An 18,699-nucleotide genomic window follows, 5' to 3' on the forward strand; every position below is an offset into this window, starting at 1 on the left:
GGTCACCCCCGGCCAGCGGCCTCACATCGGTCGGAGCCAGAGGGTCCCCAGCGGAGGTACGCGCACGGTGGCTGAGGCGGGCTGGTCGGCGTACGGCTCATCGACGGCGGAGACGCTGCCGAGATTGCCCACCCCCGAGCCGCCGTAGGTCTCGGCGTCGGTGTTGATCACCTCGGCCCACTCGCCCGCGCGAGGGAGCCCGATGCGGTAGCCCTCGTGCGGGACCGCGGCGAAGTTGGTGATCGCCACCAGCGGCTCGGCCGCGCTCGACCCCGGCTCGGCCAAGGGCAGCGCGGGGGAGGGGGGTGCCCAGCGCACGAACGCGATCGTGTTGTTCCCGGCATCGTTGGCGTCGAGCCACTCGAACGAGTCGGGGTCGTTGTCCCGGCTCCACAGCGCCGGGCTGTTGCGGTAGACGGTATTCAGATCGCTGACCAGCCGACGTACGCCGGCGTGCTCGGGGTGGTCGAGCAGCCACCAGTCCAGCTCGCGTTGCTCGGCCCACTCCGCCTCCTGGCCGAACTCGCAGCCCATGAACAGCAGCTGCTTGCCCGGGTGGGCCCACATGTAGGACAGGAACGCCCGCAGGTTGGCCAGCTGCTGCCACCGGTCGCCGGGCATCTTGCGAAGCAGCGACCCCTTGCCGTGCACCACCTCGTCGTGGCTGATGGGCAGCACGTAGTTCTCGGAGAAGGCGTAGACCAGTGAGAAGGTGAGCTCTCCGTGGTGGTGGCTGCGGTGCACCGGGTCGTGGGCCAGGTAGCGCAGGCTGTCGTGCATCCACCCCATGTTCCACTTGAAGCCGAACCCCAGCCCGTCGACGTCCGTCGGTCGGGTGACGCCGGGCCACGAGGTCGACTCCTCGGCCACGGTGATCGCGCCGGGCACCCGCTTGTAGACGGTGGCGTTCATCTCCTGCAGGAACTGCATCGCCTCGAGGTTCTCCCGGCCGCCGCGTACGTTGGGCTGCCACTGCCCGTCCTCGCGCGAGTAGTCCAGGTAGAGCATCGACGCGACTGCGTCGACCCGGATGCCGTCGACGTGGAACTCCTCGAGCCAGTAGAGCGCGTTGGCGACCAGGAAGTTGCGCACCTCGCGGCGGCCGAAGTTGAAGACGTAGGTGCCCCAGTCGGGGTGCTCCCCGCGACTCGGGTTGGGGTCCTCGTAGAGGGGGGTGCCGTCGAAGCGGGCCAGGGCGAACTCGTCCTTGGGGAAGTGCGCGGGCACCCAGTCGAGGATCACCCCGATGCCGGCGTTGTGCAGCCGGTCGACGAGCCGCCGGAAGCCGTCGGGGTCGCCGAAGCGAGCCGTCGGCGCGTAGTACGACGTGACCTGGTAGCCCCAGGAGCCCCCGAAGGGATGCTCCATCACCGGGAGGAACTCGACGTGGGTGAAGCCCATCTCGGTGACGTACGCCGTGAGCTGCTCGGCCAGTCCGTCGTAGGAGAGGCCTCGCCGCCACGAGCCCAGGTGCACCTCGTAGACCGACATCGGCGCAGCGTGCGCGCCGGTGCCGGCAGCGCGACGCGTCATCCACTCGTCGTCGCTCCACTCGTGCGTGCTCTCGAACACGACCGACGACGTCGCGGGAGGCACCTCGGTGTGGAACGCCATCGGGTCGGCCTTCTCGCGCCAGTCGCCGTCGGCGCCCAGGATGGCGAACTTGTAGCCGGTGCCGGACCCGGCGCCGGGCACGAACAGCTCCCAGACGCCGGAGGAGCCGAGCTGGCGCATCGGGTGCTCTCGCCCGTCCCAGTTGTTGAAGTCGCCCTTGATCCGGACCCCGCGGGCGTGCGGCGCCCAGACCGCGAAGGACGCCCCGCTGATCGATCCGGTGGACGAGGGGTAGTGGTGCACGCGCGAGCCCAGCACCTGCCAGAGCTGCTCGTGTCGGCCCTCGCCGATCAGGTGCACGTCGACGTCGCCGAGGGTGGGCAGGAACCGGTAGGGATCGTCGACGGTGTACGTCGGCGAGCCGGGGTAGATCACCTCGAGTCGATAGTCGGGCACCTCGGGGTCGGGCAGCGTCGCCGACCAGATGCCGCCGTACTGGTGCACCAGCTCGGAGCGGTGCTCGGTGCCGTCGCCGTCGATCACCAGCGCCGTCACCGACTCCGCCAGTGGCTTGTAGGCACGGACCACGACCCCGTCGGCGGTGATGTGCGGACCGAGGATGCGGTGCGGCTGGTCATGGCTGCCGGCGATCAGCAGGTCGAGCTCGGCGCTGTCGAAGTCGGTCGGGTCCAGCTCCGGTCGCGTCATCGTCCCTCACCCGCCCGTGCGATCGCGGCCAACGGGATGTCCAGCCAGGTCGGCCGGTTCCGTCGCTCGTAGCCGACCTCGTAGACGGCCTTGTCGAGCTCATAGGCGTCGATCATGATCTGGTCCGGCTCGGTCAGTGGCGCCGTGGCGCTCGCGTAGCCCTCGAGGAACGCCGTACGGTTCCGCTGCACCCATTCCTCGGCTCGATAGGCCAGTTGGGCGTTGGTGTCGGGGTCGGCCGCCAGGTCACGCAGCACCGTTCGCGCCGCGTAGTCGAACGACCGCAGCATCCCGGCGACGTCGCGCCAGCAGGAGTCGGGCAGCGCCCGTTCCGGGAGCGGCTTGGCCGGCTCGCCCTCGAAGTCGACCAGCTTCCAGCCCAGCGACGTGCGCAGGGTCTGTCCAAGGTGCAGGTCGCCGTGCACCCGCTGGGCGACCGCCTTCACGTCGAGCGCGGCGAGTCGGTCGAACGCCTCGGCGGCGGGGGCCCGCACGGCGGCGAGCTCGGGGATCTCGGCGGACGCCTCGTCGAGGCGGCGGTGCATCGCGGCAGCCGTCGCGGCGAGGTCCAGCGGCTCGGTCGGGAAGTGCTCGCGCAGCACGGCGTGCACCTCGGCCACCGCCACTCCGAGGCGCTCGGCCTCCGCGGCGAAGTCCCCGCCCACCTCGTCCGGGTAGAGGTCGGCCTCGGCGAAGAGGTTGCGCACGCTCGTCAGGGCGAAGTCCCAGCCCTCCGCCACGGTGCGCAGGAACTGTTGCAGCATCGCCAGCTGGACCGGTGCAGTGTCGTGGTCGTCCGACGTCGCGTCCACCCAGCCGAACAGTCGGGCGACATGCTCGCTGCCGGCCTCGGTAAGCACGCGGTGGATCTCGATGTCGGGGTTGGCGCCCGCAGTCACCCGGCGGAACACCTTCATCAGGCTGTCGTCCCCGAACGCCACCGAGGAGTTGCTCTGCTCGCCCGAGAAGAGCGTCGAGTGCGAGGTGGTGTCGAGGTCGTGGCCGGGCAGGGCGTGGAAGGTGACCCCGTCGAGCCTGCGGGCGTCGCGGAACGCCTCCAGCCACCGGGCCATCGACTCCCGATCGTGCACGGCGTCGTAGTGGAAGGCGCCTCCCCACTCGCCGATGAACGCGTGGTTGATCCGCTCCTGCGGCTCGTCGTACGACGAGATCGGCAGCTGGTAGGTGTCGACCGTCGCCCGTCCCGAGCTCGTCGGCGGATCGTAGGCGACGTCGACGAGATGGATGCCCAAGGCGAGCTCCCGGACCGCGGTGACGGTGAAGGGGCGGTCCTTCCCGCCGAACCACCTGGCCTCGGCGATGAAGGCGTGCAGCGCCTCCTCACGCGTCATGCGTCACTCCCTCGGGGTCGGGCAGCCGGATCCAGTAGAACCCGTACCCACCCAGCGTCAACAGATACGGCAGCTCTCCGATCCGGGGGAAGCGCACGCCGCCGAGCAGTTCGATCGGATGCACGCCCTCCCAGCGACGCAGGTCCAGCTCCACCGGCTGGGGGAAGCGGGACAGGTTGTTCACGCAGAGTACGGCGTCGGTGCTGCCGTCGGGCAGCTCCGCCATCCGGACATAGGAGAGCACGGACGGGTTGGACCCGCCGAGGTCGAGGAACTCGCCCTGGCCGAAACAGGCATGCTGCTTGCGGGCGTGGATCATCCGGCGGGTCCAGTGCAGCAGCGAGGACGAGTCGTCCATCTGCGACTCGACGTTGACCCGTTGGTAGCCGAAGACCGGGTCCTGGATGGCCGGCAGCGTCAGTCGGCCCGGGTTCGCCGACGAGAAACCCGCGTTGCGGTCGGGAGTCCACTGCATCGGGGTGCGCACCCCGTCGCGGTCGCCCAGCCAGATGTTGTCGCCCATCCCGATCTCGTCGCCGTAGTAGAGCACCGGGGAGCCGGGCAGGGACAGCAGGAGTGCGGTGAACAGCTCCATCCGGTTGTCGTCGTTGTCGAGCAGGGGCGCCAACCGCCGGCGGATCCCGATGTTGGCCTTCATCCGGGGGTCCTTGGCGTACTCGCCCCACATGTAGTCGCGGTCCTCGTCGGTGACCATCTCCAGGGTCAGCTCGTCGTGGTTGCGCAGGAAGATGCCCCACTGGCAGCCAGCCGGGATCGCGGGCGTCTGCTCCATGATCTCCGAGATCGGCATCCGCTGCTCGCGGCGCACGGCCATGAAGATGCGCGGCATCACCGGGAAATGGAACGCCATGTGGCACTCGTCGCCGACCCACTGTCCGGTCTCCTCGTCCATGCGCCCGCCGAAGTACTCGACCACGTCGCCGGGCCACTGGTTCGCCTCGCACAGCAGCACGGTCCCGGGGTAGTGCTGATCGACGAAGGAGCGCACCTTCTTCAAGAACTGGTGCGTCTCCGGGAGGTTCTCGCCGTTGGTGCCCGGGCGCTCGTAGAGGTAGGGCACGGCGTCAAGCCGGAAGCCGTCCAGGCCCATCTCCAGCCAGAACCCCATCGCCTCGAGCATCGCCTCGTGGACCTTGGGGTTGTCGAAGTTCAGGTCTGGCTGGTGGGAGAAGAAGCGGTGCCAGAAGTACTGCTGGCGGACCGGGTCCCAGGTCCAGTTCGACGGCTCGGTGTCGACGAAGATGATCCGGGCGTCTTGGTAGAGCTCGTCGGTGTCGGACCACACGTAGAAGTCGCCGAACGGCCCGTCCGGGTCCTCGCGACTCGCCTGGAACCACGGGTGCTGGTCGCTGGTGTGGTTCATCACGAAGTCGATGATCACCTTGATGTCGCGCTGGTGCGCCTGCGTGACGAACTCCTCGAAGTCCTCGACGGTGCCGCACTCGGGGAGGATGTCGGTGTAGTCGGAGACGTCGTACCCGCCATCGCGCAGCGGCGACGAGAAGAACGGCGGCACCCAGAGGCAGTCGACGCCGAGCCACTTGAGGTAGTCGAGCTTCTCGGTCAGACCCTTGAAGTCGCCGGTGCCGTCACCGTTGGAGTCCTTGAACGAGCGCACCAGCACCTCGTAGAACACCGCGGTCTTGAACCACTCGGGCTGAGTCGCGCGCGGCTCGATCTCGGTCGCGCTGCTCGACGAGCCGTCCCGGTCCGCCGGATTCTCTTCGCGGCTCATCGGGGGCTCCTCACCGAAAGGACGTGCGCGGGCTCGACGTAGGGGTCCAAGCGAACGTAGTTGTGCGCGCCCCAGTGCCAGGTATGGCCGGAGAGCTCGTCGTACACCTCGACCGTGTCCGACCACTCCAGGCCCAGGGCCGGCAGGTCGAGGTGGACGGTGGTCTCCCGGGTGCCGTGGGGGTCGAGATTCACCACCACGATCACGGTGTCGTCGAGCCCGTCGTCCACCGCCCGCTTGGAGTAGACGACGATCGAGTCGTCGTCGGATGAGTGCACCGCGAGGTCGCGCAGCTGCTGCAGCGCCGGGTGGGCACGCCGGATCGCGTTCAGCCGGGTGAGGTACGGCGCCAGCGACCGCCCCTCGGCCTCCGCGCCGGCCCAGTCGCGGATCCGGATCTGGTACTTCTCGGAGTCGAGGTACTCCTCGCTGCCTGGGCGGAGGGCGACGTGCTCGAACAGCTCGTAGCCCGCGTAGACGCCCCAGCTCGGGGATCCGGTCGCCGCGAGCACCGCGCGGATGCGGAAGGCGGCCGGACCGCCGTACTGCAGGTAGGCGTGCAGGATGTCGGGGGTGTTCACCCAGAAGCTCGGGCGCAGCACGTGTGCGGTCTCGTGGGCCACCTCCGTGAAGTAGCTCTCGATCTCGGGCCGGTTGTTGCGCCAGGTGAAGTAGGTGTAGCTCTGGTGGAAGCCCACCGTAGCCAGGGCGCGCATCATCGGAGGCTTGGTGAACGCCTCGGACAGGAACAGGACGTCGGGATCGGTCGCCCGGATCCGGCCGAGCAGCCACTCCCAGAACGCGACCGGCTTGGTGTGTGGGTTGTCGACGCGGAAGATCCGGACGCCGTGCGCCATCCAGTGCCGGAGCACGCGCTCGGCCTCGGCGTAGATCCCCTCGGGATCGTTGTCGAAGTTGATCGGGTAGATGTCCTGATACTTCTTCGGGGGGTTCTCGGCGTAGGCGATGCTGCCGTCCGCGCGCGTGGTGAACCACTCCGGGTGGCTGGTGACCCAAGGGTGGTCCGGCGCCGCCTGCAGGGCGAAGTCGATGGCCACCTCGAGGCCGTTCGCCCGGGCTGCCGCCACGAAGGCCTCGAAGTCCTCGATCGTGCCGAGGTCGGGGTGGATCGCGTCGTGGCCGCCGTACCGGGAGCCGATCGCCCAGGGGGAGCCGACGTCGTCGGGTCCGGGATCGAGGCTGTTGTTGCGACCCTTGCGGTTCACCTCGCCGATCGGATGGATCGGCGGGAGGTAGATGATGTCGAACCCCATGGCCGCCACGGCGGGCAGCCGTTGCGCCGCGGTGGCGAAGGTGCCGGTGGTCACGGTCCCGTCCGCGTCGACGACCGCGCCCTCGGAGCGGGGGAAGAACTCGTACCAGGCCGAGAACAGCGCCCGGCGGCGATCCACGAAGAGCGGGTAGGGGTCGGTGCTTGCGAGCAGGTCGCGCAACGGGTGCGCGCGCAGCAGGGTCGTCAGCTCGGGCGACTCCGCCACCGCCAGACGTGCCTCGACCGGACGCTTCTTGTCCCTCAGCGCCTTGATCGCATCCTTCACCACGGTGGTGCCGTCCGGCGCATTGACGGTCTCCAGCCAGCGCCTCAGCAGCAGCACCCCTTCGGCGAACATCAGCTCGACGTCGACGCCGGCGCGCACCTTGATCCCGGTGTGGTGGAGCCACGTTGCCAGCGGGTCGCTCCAGGAGTGCACCTCGAACTGCCAGGCGCCCTCCGTGTCGGGCCGGACGGTCGCCCGCATCCGCGAGACGTCGTCGGGCACCTCGCTCATGCGCAGTGGCGGCCGTCGTACGCCGGAGGGGTCGGTCAGCACCACGTCGGCGCCCAGCTCGTCGTGCCCCTCGCGGAACACCAGCGCAGTCACGTCGAAGGCCTCGCCGACGACGGCCTTGGCGGGATAGCGGCCGTGCTCGACCACGGGGGTGACATCCATGACAGGAATGCGGCCGACCATGGGGACCACATTCCCGAACCCCGGGCGACTATGCAAACGACTCCGTCGCCGCGCCTGCCGAAGAGTGAGCCGATCAAGGCAAATATTGGATCGATCCAAGCATCGTGGGCTACCGTCCATCCCATGCGTGCCATTCGACGCTTCACGGTCCGTCCCGTCCTGCCCGCGCCGCTGGCTGCCCTCTCCACGCTGGCGACCAACCTGCGCTGGTCGTGGCACTCGGAGACCCAGGACGTCTTCGCCGCCCTCGACACCGAGGCGTGGGCCTCCAGTGGGCACGATCCCGTCCGCACGCTCGGTGCGGTGTCGGCCGCACGGCTGGAGGAGCTGGCCGGCGACAAGAAGTTCCTGCGCCGACTCGAGCTCGCCGCGGCCGACCTCGACGACTACCTCACCGGCGACCGCTGGTTCCAGAAGGCCCGGCCCGACGTCCATGCGATCGCCTACTTCTCCTCCGAGTTCGGCATCACCTCGGTGCTGCCCCAGTACTCCGGAGGCCTGGGCATCCTGGCCGGCGACCACCTCAAGACCGCGAGCGACCTCGGGGTGCCGCTGACCGGTGTGGGCCTGCTCTATCGGCACGGCTATTTCCGGCAGTCGCTGTCACGCGAGGGCTGGCAGCAGGAGACCTACCCGGTCCTGGACCCCGACGGACTGCCGATCAGCCTGCTCAGAGAGGACGACGGCACCCCGGCGACCGTGGAGCTCGACGTGCCCGACGGGCAGCGTCTGCTGGCCCGGATCTGGGTGGCGCACGTCGGGCGGGTGCCGTTGCTGCTGCTCGACTCCGACCTCGAGGAGAACCCCGGCGAGCTGCGTGCGGTCACCGACCGGCTGTACGGCGGCACCACCGAGCACCGTCTGCAGCAGGAGCTGCTGCTGGGGATCGGCGGAGTCCGGGCCCTGCGTGCCTGGTCACGGATCACCGGAGCTTCCGCCCCCGAGGTCTTCCACGCCAACGAGGGACATGCGGGGTTCCTGGGCGTCGAGCGGATCCGGGAGCTGACCGTGGCCCCCGGCGGGCCAGCCCTCGACTTCGACACCGCCCTCGAGCTCACCCGATCCGGCACCGTGTTCACCACGCACACCCCGGTGCCCGCCGGCATCGACCGGTTCCCGAGAGACCTCGTCGAGCAGTACTTCGCCGGCCACAGTCCGGCGGCCGGCGTGCCGGTCGACCGGATCCTCGCCCTGGGCGCCGAGGACTTCGACGGTGGCGACGAGGGCGTGTTCAACATGGCGGTGATGGGCTTCCGACTGGCCCAGCGAGCCAACGGCGTCTCCTTGCTGCACGGCCACGTCAGCCGCGGCATGTTCCACGGACTGTGGCCCGCTTTCGACGAGGGCGAGGTGCCGATCACGTCGATCACCAACGGCGTGCACGCCCCCACCTGGGTCGGCCGCGAGGTCTTCGAGCTCGCCAACCGACTGGGAGCCGACACCGACAGCGACGACCCCGACCTGTGGAGCATCGTCGACAAGGTGCCCGCCGACCAGCTGTGGGCCACCAAGCGCGACCTGCGCGCCCGGCTCGTCGAGGACGCCCGGGCGCGACTGCGCCGGTCCTGGCTCACCCGTGGCGCCACCCCCGCAGAGCTCGGCTGGATCGACTCCTGCCTGGACCCCGACGTGCTCACGATCGGGTTCGCGCGCCGGGTGCCGTCGTACAAGCGGCTCACCTTGATGCTCCGCGAGCCCGAGCGGCTCAAGCGGCTGCTGCTCGATCCCGAGCGGCCGATCCAGCTGGTGATCGCCGGCAAGGCGCATCCCGCCGACGACGGCGGCAAGAGGCTGATCCAGGACATCGTGCGGTTCGCCGACGACCCTGAGGTGCGGCACCGCATCGTGTTCCTGCCCAACTACGACATCGCGATGGCGCAGCCGCTCTATCCCGGCTGCGACGTGTGGCTGAACAACCCGCTGCGGCCCTACGAGGCCTGCGGCACCTCCGGCATGAAGGCGGCCCTGAACGGCGGCCTGAACCTCTCGATCCTCGACGGCTGGTGGGACGAGTGGTACGACGGCGACAACGGCTGGGCCATTCCGTCGGCCGACGGGGTCGAGGACCCCGACAAGCGCGACGACATCGAGGCCGCCGCCCTCTACGACCTGCTCGAGAAGGACGTCACGCCCCGGTTCTACGACCACGACAGCTCGGGCGTCCCGGTGCGCTGGATCGAGATGGTCCGGCACACGCTGAAGTCACTGGGCCCGAAGGTGCTCTCCAGCCGGATGGTGCGCGAGTACGTCGAGCTGCTGTACGCGCCGGCCGCCGCATCGGCGCGGGCGCTGAACGGGTCCTACGAGGGCGCGAGCCAGCTGGCGGCGTGGAAGGGGCGGGTCCGGTCCGGGTGGTCGGAGGTCCGCATCGACCACGTGGAGTCGTCGGGCATCGCCGAGGTGCCCGAGGTGGGCGGGTCGGTGGACCTGCGGGTGTTCGTGTCGTTGGGTGGACTGTCGCCGGACGACGTCGACGTGCAGGTGCTGCACGGGCGGGTCCGCGGCGAGGACGACCTGTTCGACCCCGAGGTCTCGTCGTTGGCGCTCGCCGAGTCCTATGAGGCGGGCCGGCATCGGTTCGACGGCACGCTCACCTTGGACCACACCGGCCCGTTCGGCTACACCGTGCGCGTCCTTCCGCGCCACGAGAGGCTTGCCTCGCCGGCCGAGCTGGGCCTGGTCGCAACGCCCTGACGTGACGACGCCGGCCGGACGGCCGGCGGCGTCGGTCAGCTCTCCTGCAGCACGACCAGCGACCGGGCGTCCACCCGGATGACCTCACCGGCCTTGACGGTGGTGCCCTGGGGCATCTCGGGGTCGGTCGAGAGCACCACCGTGCCGGCGCTTACCCAGTCGTTCTCGGGCAGCGTGCAGTCGGCGGGGTGCTCGGAGCCGTTGAGCCACAACAGGAACGACGAGTCGCGCTGCACCTCCCCCCGAGGGCCCGGGGAGCGCAGGGGCGAGGCGGAGACGAACATGCCGATCACCCGCAGCAGCCCGTCGGACCAATCGTCGCCAGTCATCTCGCGGCCGGTCGGGTGGATCCAGGCCAGGTCCTTCGGGCCGCCCTTGACGGTGGGGCGACCCTCGAACCAGTGCCGTTGCCGCAGCGCGGGATGCTCGCGCCGGATCCGCAGCGCGGTCTTGACGATGTCGTAGATGTCGAGCCACGCGTCGTCGGGGGACCAGTCGATCCACGAGGTCTCGTTGTCCTGGCAGAACGCGTTGTTGTTGCCGTGCTGAGTGCGTCCGCGCTCGTCGCCGGCGGTGATCATCGGTACGCCGTTGGCGAAGCAGAGCGTCGTGATGAGGTTGGCCGCGATCCGGTGCCGAAGGGTGAGCACGTCCTTGTCGTCGGTCTCGCCCTCGACGCCGCAGTTCCAGGAGCGGTTGTTGTCGGTGCCGTCCTTGTTGTCCTCGCCGTTGTCCTCGTTGTGCTTGTTCTCGTAGGAGACCAGGTCGCGCAACGTGAAGCCGTCGTGGGCGGTCACGAAGTTCACCGATGCGTACGGCGAGCGGCCGTCGTCGGCGTACAGGTCGGAGGATCCGGCGAGCCGGGTCGCCACCGTGCGGATCCCGTCGGACTGGCCGCGCCAGAAGTCCCGCATGGTGTCGCGGAACTGGTCGTTCCACTCCACCCACGGGGGTGGGTACTCGCCGAGACGGTAGCCGTCCATGGAGGCGTCCCAGGGCTCGGCGATCAGCTTCACGTGCCGCAGGACCGGGTCCTGGCCGATGGTGGTGAGCAGGTGTCCGCGCATGTCCACGTCGTACCCGGTGCGGGTCAGTGCGGACAGCAGGTCGAACCGGAAGCCGTCGACGTGCATCTCGGTGACCCAGTAGCGCAGTGAGTCGAGGATCAGCCGCAGTGCCGCCGCATTGTCGGCGTTGACGGTGTTGCCGCAGCCGGTCACGTCCCAGTAGGTGTCGTCGAACTCGTGCGGCACGGCTCCCTCGGTGGTGACCCGCTTGTACATGCCGCGGTCGTCGAGCCCGCGAAAGCTGAGCGTCGGACCGAGGGCGCCGGCCTCGGCCGTGTGGTTGTAGACCACGTCGAGGATCACCTCGATGCCGGCGGCGTGGAAGCTCTTCACCATCTGCTTGAACTCGGTGACCTGTTGCCCGCGATCGCCGCTGGCGCTGTACGCCGCGTGCGGTGCGAAGTAGCCGATCGAGTTGTAGCCCCAGTAGTTCACCAGCCCACGGTCGACGAGCTCGGGCTCGGAGACGAACTGGTGGATCGGGAGGAGCTCGACGGCGGTGACGCCGAGGTCCAGCAGGTAGTCGGTGACGACCTGGTGGCCGAGGCCGGCGTACGTGCCCCGCAAGTCCTCGGGGACCCGGTCGTGCAGCTGGGTGAAGCCCTTGGCGTGCAGCTCGTAGATGACAGAGTCGCGCCACCGTCGACGCATCGGCCGGTCGTCCCCCCAGTCGAACTCGTCGTTGACCACCACGCTGCGGGCCGTCGCGGGTGCCGCGTCCACCGTGGACGGCTTCGTGGGATCGGCGAGATCGTGGGCGAACAGCGCGCCGCCGCTCTTCTCGGTCCCGCTCTCGGTGGTGCCGCTGATCGCTCGGGCGTAGGGGTCCAGCAGCAGCTTGTGGACGTTGAAGCGCAGCCCCTGCTGGGGGAGCCACGGGCCGTCGACCCGGTAGCCGTAGCGGGTTCCGACGGCCACGCCGGGGATCTCGCCGTGCCAGATGCCGAGGCTGTACTCGGTGAGCTGGTGTCGGGTCTCGTTGTCGTCGTCATCGAAGATGCACACCCACACGGCGCCGGCCTCCGGGGCGTGCACGGCGAAGTTGGTGGCCTCGGTCGTCCACGTGGATCCCAGGGGCCAGTTCCGGCCCGGCCAGATCGTCGCGGACGCGGTCTCTTCCAGCACAGTCACCGGGCCATCATGCCGAATCGCCTGCGCGGTCGTGGAACGCTGGGTCCGTGAGCACCATCCACCCGGGTGCGGCGTTCCGGGCGGCGGAGCACGCGCGGGGACCCCTAGTTCAGGTCGGTGGTCACACGGAGCCCGCACCTGACGGGCACCGTGATCCTCAAGCGCCAGTCAGCGCAGCTGGACGGTCTGTGGTTTGGAGGTGCTCTTCGTGTAGTGGTGATCGCCGCTGTAGTGCACAACCACCCTGGCGGAGCCGCGATGTCTCGGCGTCTTGACCTTCACGCGCAGCGCGCCCTTGTCGCGTTTATGGAGCGTCGCCTTGCGAGTCACCTTGTGGTGGCCGACCTTCAGGGTGACCCGGACCTGGCCGGCCGGGAAGGCTCCGCCGGCGTGACCGCGGACCCTCACGTGCAGCGTCGCCGTCCTCCCCGCCTTGACCGACTTCTTTGCAAGCTTCACGGTGGTGCGGGTCTTCTGCTTGACCACCCGCAGTGCCGCCTGGGCAGGGGCGCTGGAGATGATTCGCGTGGTGCCGTCGTACGTCGCGGTGACGGTGTGCGGGCCGACCGAGAGCCCCGCGGGGAGGCGGACCGTGGCAGCCCCGCCGCTGAGAGCAGCGGTGTGCCGGAATCCTGAGGTTCTGACGGTGACAGTCCCGGTGCCGGCGCCCGGAACACTCACCCGCGCACGGGCCTGGTGGCCGTATCCGATCGTGGTCTTCGCCAGGGCGAGGTGGGGAGTGGCCCGGGCGGCCAGCTCGACCGCGCCGATGTCGCAGCGCAATCCCTGGGGGCGGGTGAGGCCGCGCTGATCCTTGGCGCCCGCGGTGCAGGGAGCAACGCCGTTGGGGATGGCGTTGACCGCCCGGCTGACCGCCTCCGGGGCCATGGTCTTGGTGGGCCCGCCGTTGTCGGCCAACATTCCGAGCTTCGCGGCGGTGTTGTTCAGGCTGCCGCCGGCATCAAGGCTGCAGCTGGTGTCCGAGGCCAGGTTGAACCCCTTGTCGGCAACAATGCCGTTGCAGGCGCGCATGTACGGATTGCGGGCGAGGATCGTGCCGCTGAGGTTCGTCGTCGCAGGGCCGCTCTCCGTGTTGACCACCACGGCGCCGTCAGAGAACCCGTTCTCGTTCTGCCCGGGCTCGGTGTCCGCGATCGTGGAGTCCTCGACGGTGACCGTTCCGCTCGAGTTCAGGATGCCCTGGCCGGTGTTGGCGTCGATGGTGGAGTTGGCGATCGACACGCTCGCTTTCAAATACACGACCACGCCGGCGCCGAGCGTTGGCGCCTGGCCCGAAATCGCCTTGGTGTGAGACACGGTGCTCGAATGGAGCGACGCGCTGGCCCCATCGCCGCTGAGCATGAGTCCGGCAAAGGCATTGCCGTCGAGGGTCGTGGTGTCGATGTCCGCGTGGCCGGTGTCGACGACCACCCCGCCCTGCCCGTTCCCATTGATCGTCGAGCTGTGGACGGTCGCCTTCGGAGGGTTCGCGGAGTCCGGGACGAGGAAGATGCCCGCCGCGGCGTTGTTCGACACGGTGCTGTCGGTGATGGTGGCGATGCTGCCGCCGCCGACGTACACACCGGCCGCCTCATTGCCGGACACGGTGCTGCTGGTGATGGTCGCGCTGCTGCCCTTGTCGATGTGAACGCCGTGGCTGTCGTTGGCGGACACGGTGCTGTCGGTGATCCGGGCGGTCGCCGATTCGAGCGAGATGCCGACGGACGCCGGGCTGCCGGAGTCGTGGTTGTCCGAGACGTCGAGGCCGGTCAGCGCGACGAACGGCGGTGTCGCGGAACCGGTGCCGTCTACGGAGATGCTCGGGGCCGCCGAGCCGTTGCCGGAGATCGTCGTGTTGGCGCCGGTCCCGCTGAGCGTGAGCGAGACGTCGATCTGGACGTTCTCGGGGTAGGTGCCGGGCCCGATCGAGATGGTGTCGCCGGGGTCGGCGTGATCCACGGCGTACTGGATCGTCTGGCAGGGAGCCGCCCCATCGGTGCACTCATTGGTGGTGTTGCTGCCGCTGGGGGCCACATACCGCGTGGTCGGGGCGGCGGCCGCGGCGGAGGGCACAGCGATGCCTGCGAGTGCGAGGCCGGTCGCACCGGTGGTGGCCAGGGCGACGGCGGTCGCGAGTGCGCGCCGCCATGGGTGTGTGGTGGGCATTGTCGGCTCTCGCAGATGGGACGCGCTCTGAATCCGCACGCTAGACCCGCATGCTGCGCATGTCTGGCATATCCGGCATTTGCCTCGGATGGCCAGGTCCGTCCCGTCGTCCGTGACACGCTGGGAGCGTGCTGAACAGATCGGGGACGTGGGTGGCGCCGGGACGGGTCAACCTGATCGGCGAGCACACCGACTACAACGGCGGCTTCTGCCTGCCGATCGCACTGGAGCACACGACCCGCGCCCGGGTCCGGTTGCGCAGCGACGACGAGGTCCGGTTCCGGTCGACCGCGGGCGACCGCGGCGGTGAGTATGCCGTCGGCGTGCTCGCTGCCTTCCGCGCCGAGTCGTACGACGTGCCGGGCGCGGACATCTCGGTGGACAGCGACGTGCCCATCGGGGCGGGGCTGTCCTCATCGGCCGCGCTCGAGTGCGCGATCGCCCTGGCCATCAACGACCTGGTCGGCCTCGGGCTGCCACGGACCGTGCTGGCCCGCATCGCCCAGCGGGCGGAGAACGAGTTCGTCGGCGCGCCTACCGGGATCTTGGACCAGTCCGCGAGCCTGCTGTGCACGGCCGGCCACGCCCTGCTGCTGGACTGTCGCGACCAGAGCACCGAGCAGGTCCCCTTCGACCCCGCGGCGAGCGGCCTGCACCTGCTGGTGATCGACACCCGCGCCCATCACCAGCTCACCGACGGCCAGTACGGGGACCGGCGCGACGAGTGCGCCCGGGCCGCACGTGCGCTCGGGCTGGGCAGCCTCCGCGACGCCGGCGCAGCCGACCTCGACCTGCTGGGCGACGACCTGCTCCGCCGCCGTGCGCGCCACGTCATCACCGAGAACCAGCGGGTGCTCGAGGTCGTGGTGATGCTCCGGGCCGGACGGCTCGGCGACATCGGCCCGCTGCTGACCGCCTCGCACGCGTCACTGCGCGATGACTACGAGGTGAGCTGTCCGGAGCTCGACGTTGCGGTCGCGGCGGCGCTGGCCGCGGGGGCGCGCGGCGCCCGGATGACCGGGGGTGGCTTCGGTGGCAGCGCGATCGCGCTCGCCGACTCGTCAGCCGCCGTCGAGGAGGAGGTCCGCGCCGCGTTCGACCGCCACGGCTTCGCCGCACCTGACGTGTTCGAGGTGCGGCCCGGAGCCGGCGCCCGACGGGAACCCGGCTCGACTACGCTCGACGAACGATCCGGTCGGACCACCGCCCGTCCGACCACCGGTCCACCGTCCACGAAAGGGCACTGACATGGCTGAGTTCGTGCGTCTCGAGGTTGCCGACGGCGTCGGCACGCTCCGGCTCGACCGACCGAAGATGAACGCGTTGAACGCCCAGATGCAGGAGGAGGTCCGGGCGGCCGCCGCGGAGGCATCCGACCGGGACGACGTCAAGGCCGTCGTCGTCTGGGGTGGCGAGCGCGTGTTCGCCGCCGGGGCGGACGTCAAGGAGATGGCCGACATGTCCTACACGGACATGGTCAAGCGCTCGACCGGGCTCACCACCGCGTTCACCGCCGTGGCCCGGATCCCCAAGCCGGTCGTCGCCGCGGTGAACGGCTACGCCCTCGGCGGTGGCTGTGAGCTGTCGATGTGCGCCGACATCAGGATCGCCGCCACCGATGCGACCTTCGGCCAACCCGAGATCCTGCTCGGCATCATCCCCGGGGCCGGCGGCACCCAGCGATTGACCCGGCTGGTCGGCCCGAGCCGAGCGAAGGACATCATCTTCAGCGGCCGTTTCGTCAAGGCGGACGAGGCGCTTGCCATCGGGCTGGCCGACAAGGTGGTGCCCGCGGCCGACGTCTACGACGAGGCGGTCCGTTGGGCGAGCCAGTTCAGCGCAGCGGCGACGTACGCCGTCCGGGCGGCGAAGGAGGCCATCGACCGCGGACTCGAGGTCGACCTCGAGACCGGCCTGGAGATCGAACGGCAGCAGTTCGCCGCGCTGTTCGCGACGGAGGACCGTAGCATCGGCATGGGGTCGTTCGTTGAGAACGGACCGGGCAGGGCCCGGTTCGTCGGTCGCTGATTTCGGGAGGGGGGTCGCGGTGCCCAAGGTGAGGTCGTCGGAGGAGCCGTTCCCCGATCGGAAGGCCCAGCACGAGCGCGAGATCGCGGATCTGCGGCTGCGGATGGCGGCGCTGGTCAAGATCGTGTTCACGGTGATCGCGCTGTTCCTCGCGCTCGGTGCGCTGCTGGTGGTGGCCGGTGACCACATCAGCACCGACAACGCACTGGTCCGGCTGGTCTGGCACGTCGACAACTTCTTCGACGGGCCGTTCTCCCGGGACAACGGCGTGTTCGTCTTCACCGGGAAGAACGCCGCCAAGCTCGACGCGATCGTCAACTGGGGGCTGGGCGCGGTCGTCTACATGGTGATCGGGAACCTGCTCCGCAAGCTGATGCGGCCACGCTCCTCAGCGCTGTGATCGAACCCACCCCGCCCGGAGGTGTCACCTGCTCAGCACCGCCGATAGTCTCGACCCACCATCTCTAGTTCAGGAGGGGCCCGTCACCGGGCCGAGCGAAGCATGAACATTGTTGTCTGTGTGAAGTACGTTCCCGACGCCACCGCCGACCAGAAGTTCGAGGACGACCTGACCGTCGACCGCGCTGCTGTTCCCGGTCTGCTGTCGGAGCTCGACGAGTACGCCGTCGAGCAGGCGCTCCAGATCAAGGAGAAGTCCGAGAACCCCGAGTCCGTTGAGGTGACCGCGCTGTGCGTCGGCCCGGCCGAGGCCGTCGACGCGGTGCGCAAGGCGCTGCAGATGGGCGCCGACAAGGGCATTCACGTCGCCGACGACTCGATCGCCGGCTCGGACGCGCTCGCGACCTCGAAGGTGCTCGCTGCCGCCGTGAAGAAGGCCGGTGACGTCGACGTGGTGATGTGCGGCATGGCGTCGACCGACGGTGCGATGTCCGTCGTCCCGGCGATGCTCGCCGAGCGCCTCGACCTGCCCCAGCTCACCCTGGCGTCGGTCGTCGAGTTCCAGGGCGACCAGTTCCGCGTCAAGCGTGACGGCGACACCTCCACCGACGTGCTCGGTGCCACCGCACCCCTCGTGCTGTCGGTGACCGACCAGTCCGGTGAGGCGCGCTACCCCTCGTTCAAGGGCATCATGGCGGCCAAGAAGAAGCCCATGGAGACCTGGTCGCTGGGCGACCTCGGTGTCGACGCCGGCGAGGTCGGCCTCTCCGCCGCGTGGACCAAGGTCGAGGCCGCAGACGCCCGCCCGCCGCGCACGCAGGGCGAGATCGTGACCGACGAGGACGGCTCGGGCGCCACCGCGCTCGTGGAGTTCCTCGCTTCCAAGAAGTTCATCTGAGGAGCGCCAAGACATGTCTGAAGTTCTCGTCCTGATCGACCACGTCGACGGCGCGGTGCGCAAGCCGGCGTACGAGCTGTTGACCATCGCCAAGCGGCTCGGTGAGCCGTCCGCGGTGTTCATCGGCCCGGCCGAGGCGGCCGATGCCGCAGTCGAGGCCGTCAAGAAGTACGGCGCCGAGAAGGTGTACGTCGTCGACGACACCGAGATCAAGGGCTACCTGGTCGCCCCCAAGGCCGAGGCGCTGCAGCAGATCGCCGGCCAGGCGAGCCCGTCGGCGATCCTGATCACCTCCTCCGCGGAGGGCAAGGAGATCGCCGGCCGCCTGGCGGTCAAGCTCGACTCCGGCGTCATCACCGACGCGGTCGACGTGCAGGACAACGGTGGCCCCGAGACCACCCAGTCCGTGTTCGCCGGCAGCTACACCGTGCGCGCGAAGGTCACCCACGGGACCCCGATCATCACCGTGAAGCCCAACGCCGCGACTCCCGAGGAGTCGACCGGTGCCGGCGCGGTCGAGCAGGTCTCCGTGTCCCTGTCGGACTCGGCCAAGAAGGCGCAGGTCGTCGCCTCCCAGCCGCGTGAGTCCTCGGGGCGCCCCGAGCTGACCGAGGCCGCGATCGTGGTCTCCGGCGGTCGTGGCACCGGTGGCGACTTCTCCGAGGTGGAGGACTTCGCCGACGCCCTGGGTGCCGCCGTCGGCGCCTCGCGTGCCGCCGTCGACTCGGGCTGGAAGCCGCACGCCTTCCAGATCGGCCAGACCGGCAAGACCGTGTCGCCGCAGCTCTACGTCGCCAACGGCATCTCCGGCGCGATCCAGCACCGCGCCGGCATGCAGACCTCGAAGAACATCGTCGCGGTCAACAAGGACGAAGAGGCTCCGATCTTCGAGCTGGTCGACTTCGGTGTGGTGGGCGACCTGCACACCGTGCTGCCTGCCGCCACGGAGAAGATCAACGCCCGGAAGGGCTGA

Annotated in this window: 12 protein-coding genes; 6 read left to right on the forward strand and 6 right to left on the reverse strand. The window is 69.5% G+C overall.

Annotated features, from left to right (window positions below; all coding sequences use genetic code 11):
- Window positions 1–21: 21 nt before the first annotated feature.
- Genes glgB through Q9R13_RS18835 form a run of 4 tightly spaced genes read right to left on the reverse strand, consistent with a single transcriptional unit; the run spans window position 22 to window position 7,343 of the window.
- Window positions 22–2,262 (reverse strand): 1,4-alpha-glucan branching protein GlgB, encoded by a 2,241-nt coding sequence (gene glgB / locus Q9R13_RS18820; protein WP_310962705.1) that lies wholly within the window; start codon window positions 2,260–2,262, stop codon window positions 22–24.
- Complete coding sequence (locus Q9R13_RS18825; protein WP_310962706.1) at window positions 2,259–3,614, reverse strand: maltokinase N-terminal cap-like domain-containing protein; 1,356 nt, start codon at window positions 3,612–3,614, stop codon at window positions 2,259–2,261. Before Q9R13_RS18825 ends, glgB begins: the two co-directional genes overlap by 4 nt.
- The gene (gene treS / locus Q9R13_RS18830) at window positions 3,604–5,370 is read right to left on the reverse strand and encodes a maltose alpha-D-glucosyltransferase (protein WP_310962707.1); all 1,767 of its coding nucleotides are present in this window, start codon (window positions 5,368–5,370) and stop codon (window positions 3,604–3,606) included. Before treS ends, Q9R13_RS18825 begins: the two co-directional genes overlap by 11 nt.
- Window positions 5,367–7,343 carry an alpha-1,4-glucan--maltose-1-phosphate maltosyltransferase gene (locus Q9R13_RS18835; RefSeq protein WP_310962708.1) on the reverse strand — a complete coding sequence of 659 codons (1,977 nt, stop codon included), beginning with the start codon at window positions 7,341–7,343 and terminating at the stop codon, window positions 5,367–5,369. Before Q9R13_RS18835 ends, treS begins: the two co-directional genes overlap by 4 nt.
- Before the next feature lie 123 nt (window positions 7,344–7,466).
- Here Q9R13_RS18835 and glgP point away from each other — a divergent pair, with 123 nt between their 5' ends.
- A complete protein-coding gene (glgP, locus tag Q9R13_RS18840) occupies window positions 7,467–10,037 on the forward strand; it encodes an alpha-glucan family phosphorylase (protein WP_310962709.1) in 2,571 nt (856 codons plus the stop codon).
- Between the two features lie 35 nt (window positions 10,038–10,072).
- On the opposite strand, the gene glgX is transcribed toward glgP, so the two are convergent.
- Both glgX and Q9R13_RS18850 read right to left on the reverse strand, forming a co-directional pair.
- Window positions 10,073–12,235 (reverse strand): glycogen debranching protein GlgX, encoded by a 2,163-nt coding sequence (gene glgX / locus Q9R13_RS18845; protein WP_310962710.1) that lies wholly within the window; start codon window positions 12,233–12,235, stop codon window positions 10,073–10,075.
- 168 nt (window positions 12,236–12,403) lie between these two features.
- The gene (locus Q9R13_RS18850; RefSeq protein WP_310962711.1) at window positions 12,404–14,401 is read right to left on the reverse strand and encodes a right-handed parallel beta-helix repeat-containing protein; all 1,998 of its coding nucleotides are present in this window, start codon (window positions 14,399–14,401) and stop codon (window positions 12,404–12,406) included.
- A 128-nt stretch (window positions 14,402–14,529) separates the two neighbouring features.
- Here Q9R13_RS18850 and galK point away from each other — a divergent pair, with 128 nt between their 5' ends.
- From galK to Q9R13_RS18875, 5 genes are all read left to right on the forward strand, one after another.
- Window positions 14,530–15,648, forward strand: a complete 1,119-nt coding sequence (galK, locus tag Q9R13_RS18855) for a galactokinase (protein WP_310962712.1) — start codon at window positions 14,530–14,532, stop codon at window positions 15,646–15,648.
- 1 nt (window position 15,649) lies between these two features.
- Window positions 15,650–16,429: an enoyl-CoA hydratase/isomerase family protein gene (locus Q9R13_RS18860; protein ID WP_310962713.1), complete on the forward strand. Its 780-nt coding sequence runs from the start codon at window positions 15,650–15,652 to the stop codon at window positions 16,427–16,429.
- A 19-nt stretch (window positions 16,430–16,448) separates the two neighbouring features.
- Window positions 16,449–16,829 (forward strand): hypothetical protein, encoded by a 381-nt coding sequence (locus Q9R13_RS18865; RefSeq protein WP_310962714.1) that lies wholly within the window; start codon window positions 16,449–16,451, stop codon window positions 16,827–16,829.
- A gap of 120 nt (window positions 16,830–16,949) precedes the next feature.
- Window positions 16,950–17,726, forward strand: coding sequence for an electron transfer flavoprotein subunit beta/FixA family protein (locus tag Q9R13_RS18870; RefSeq protein ID WP_458295154.1), 777 nt, complete (start codon window positions 16,950–16,952; stop codon window positions 17,724–17,726).
- Between the two features lie 13 nt (window positions 17,727–17,739).
- Window positions 17,740–18,699, forward strand: coding sequence for an electron transfer flavoprotein subunit alpha/FixB family protein (locus tag Q9R13_RS18875; protein WP_310962716.1), 960 nt, complete (start codon window positions 17,740–17,742; stop codon window positions 18,697–18,699).

This window comes from Nocardioides marmorisolisilvae (assembly GCF_031656915.1).
In the GTDB taxonomy this organism is placed as follows: domain Bacteria; phylum Actinomycetota; class Actinomycetes; order Propionibacteriales; family Nocardioidaceae; genus Marmoricola; species Marmoricola terrisoli.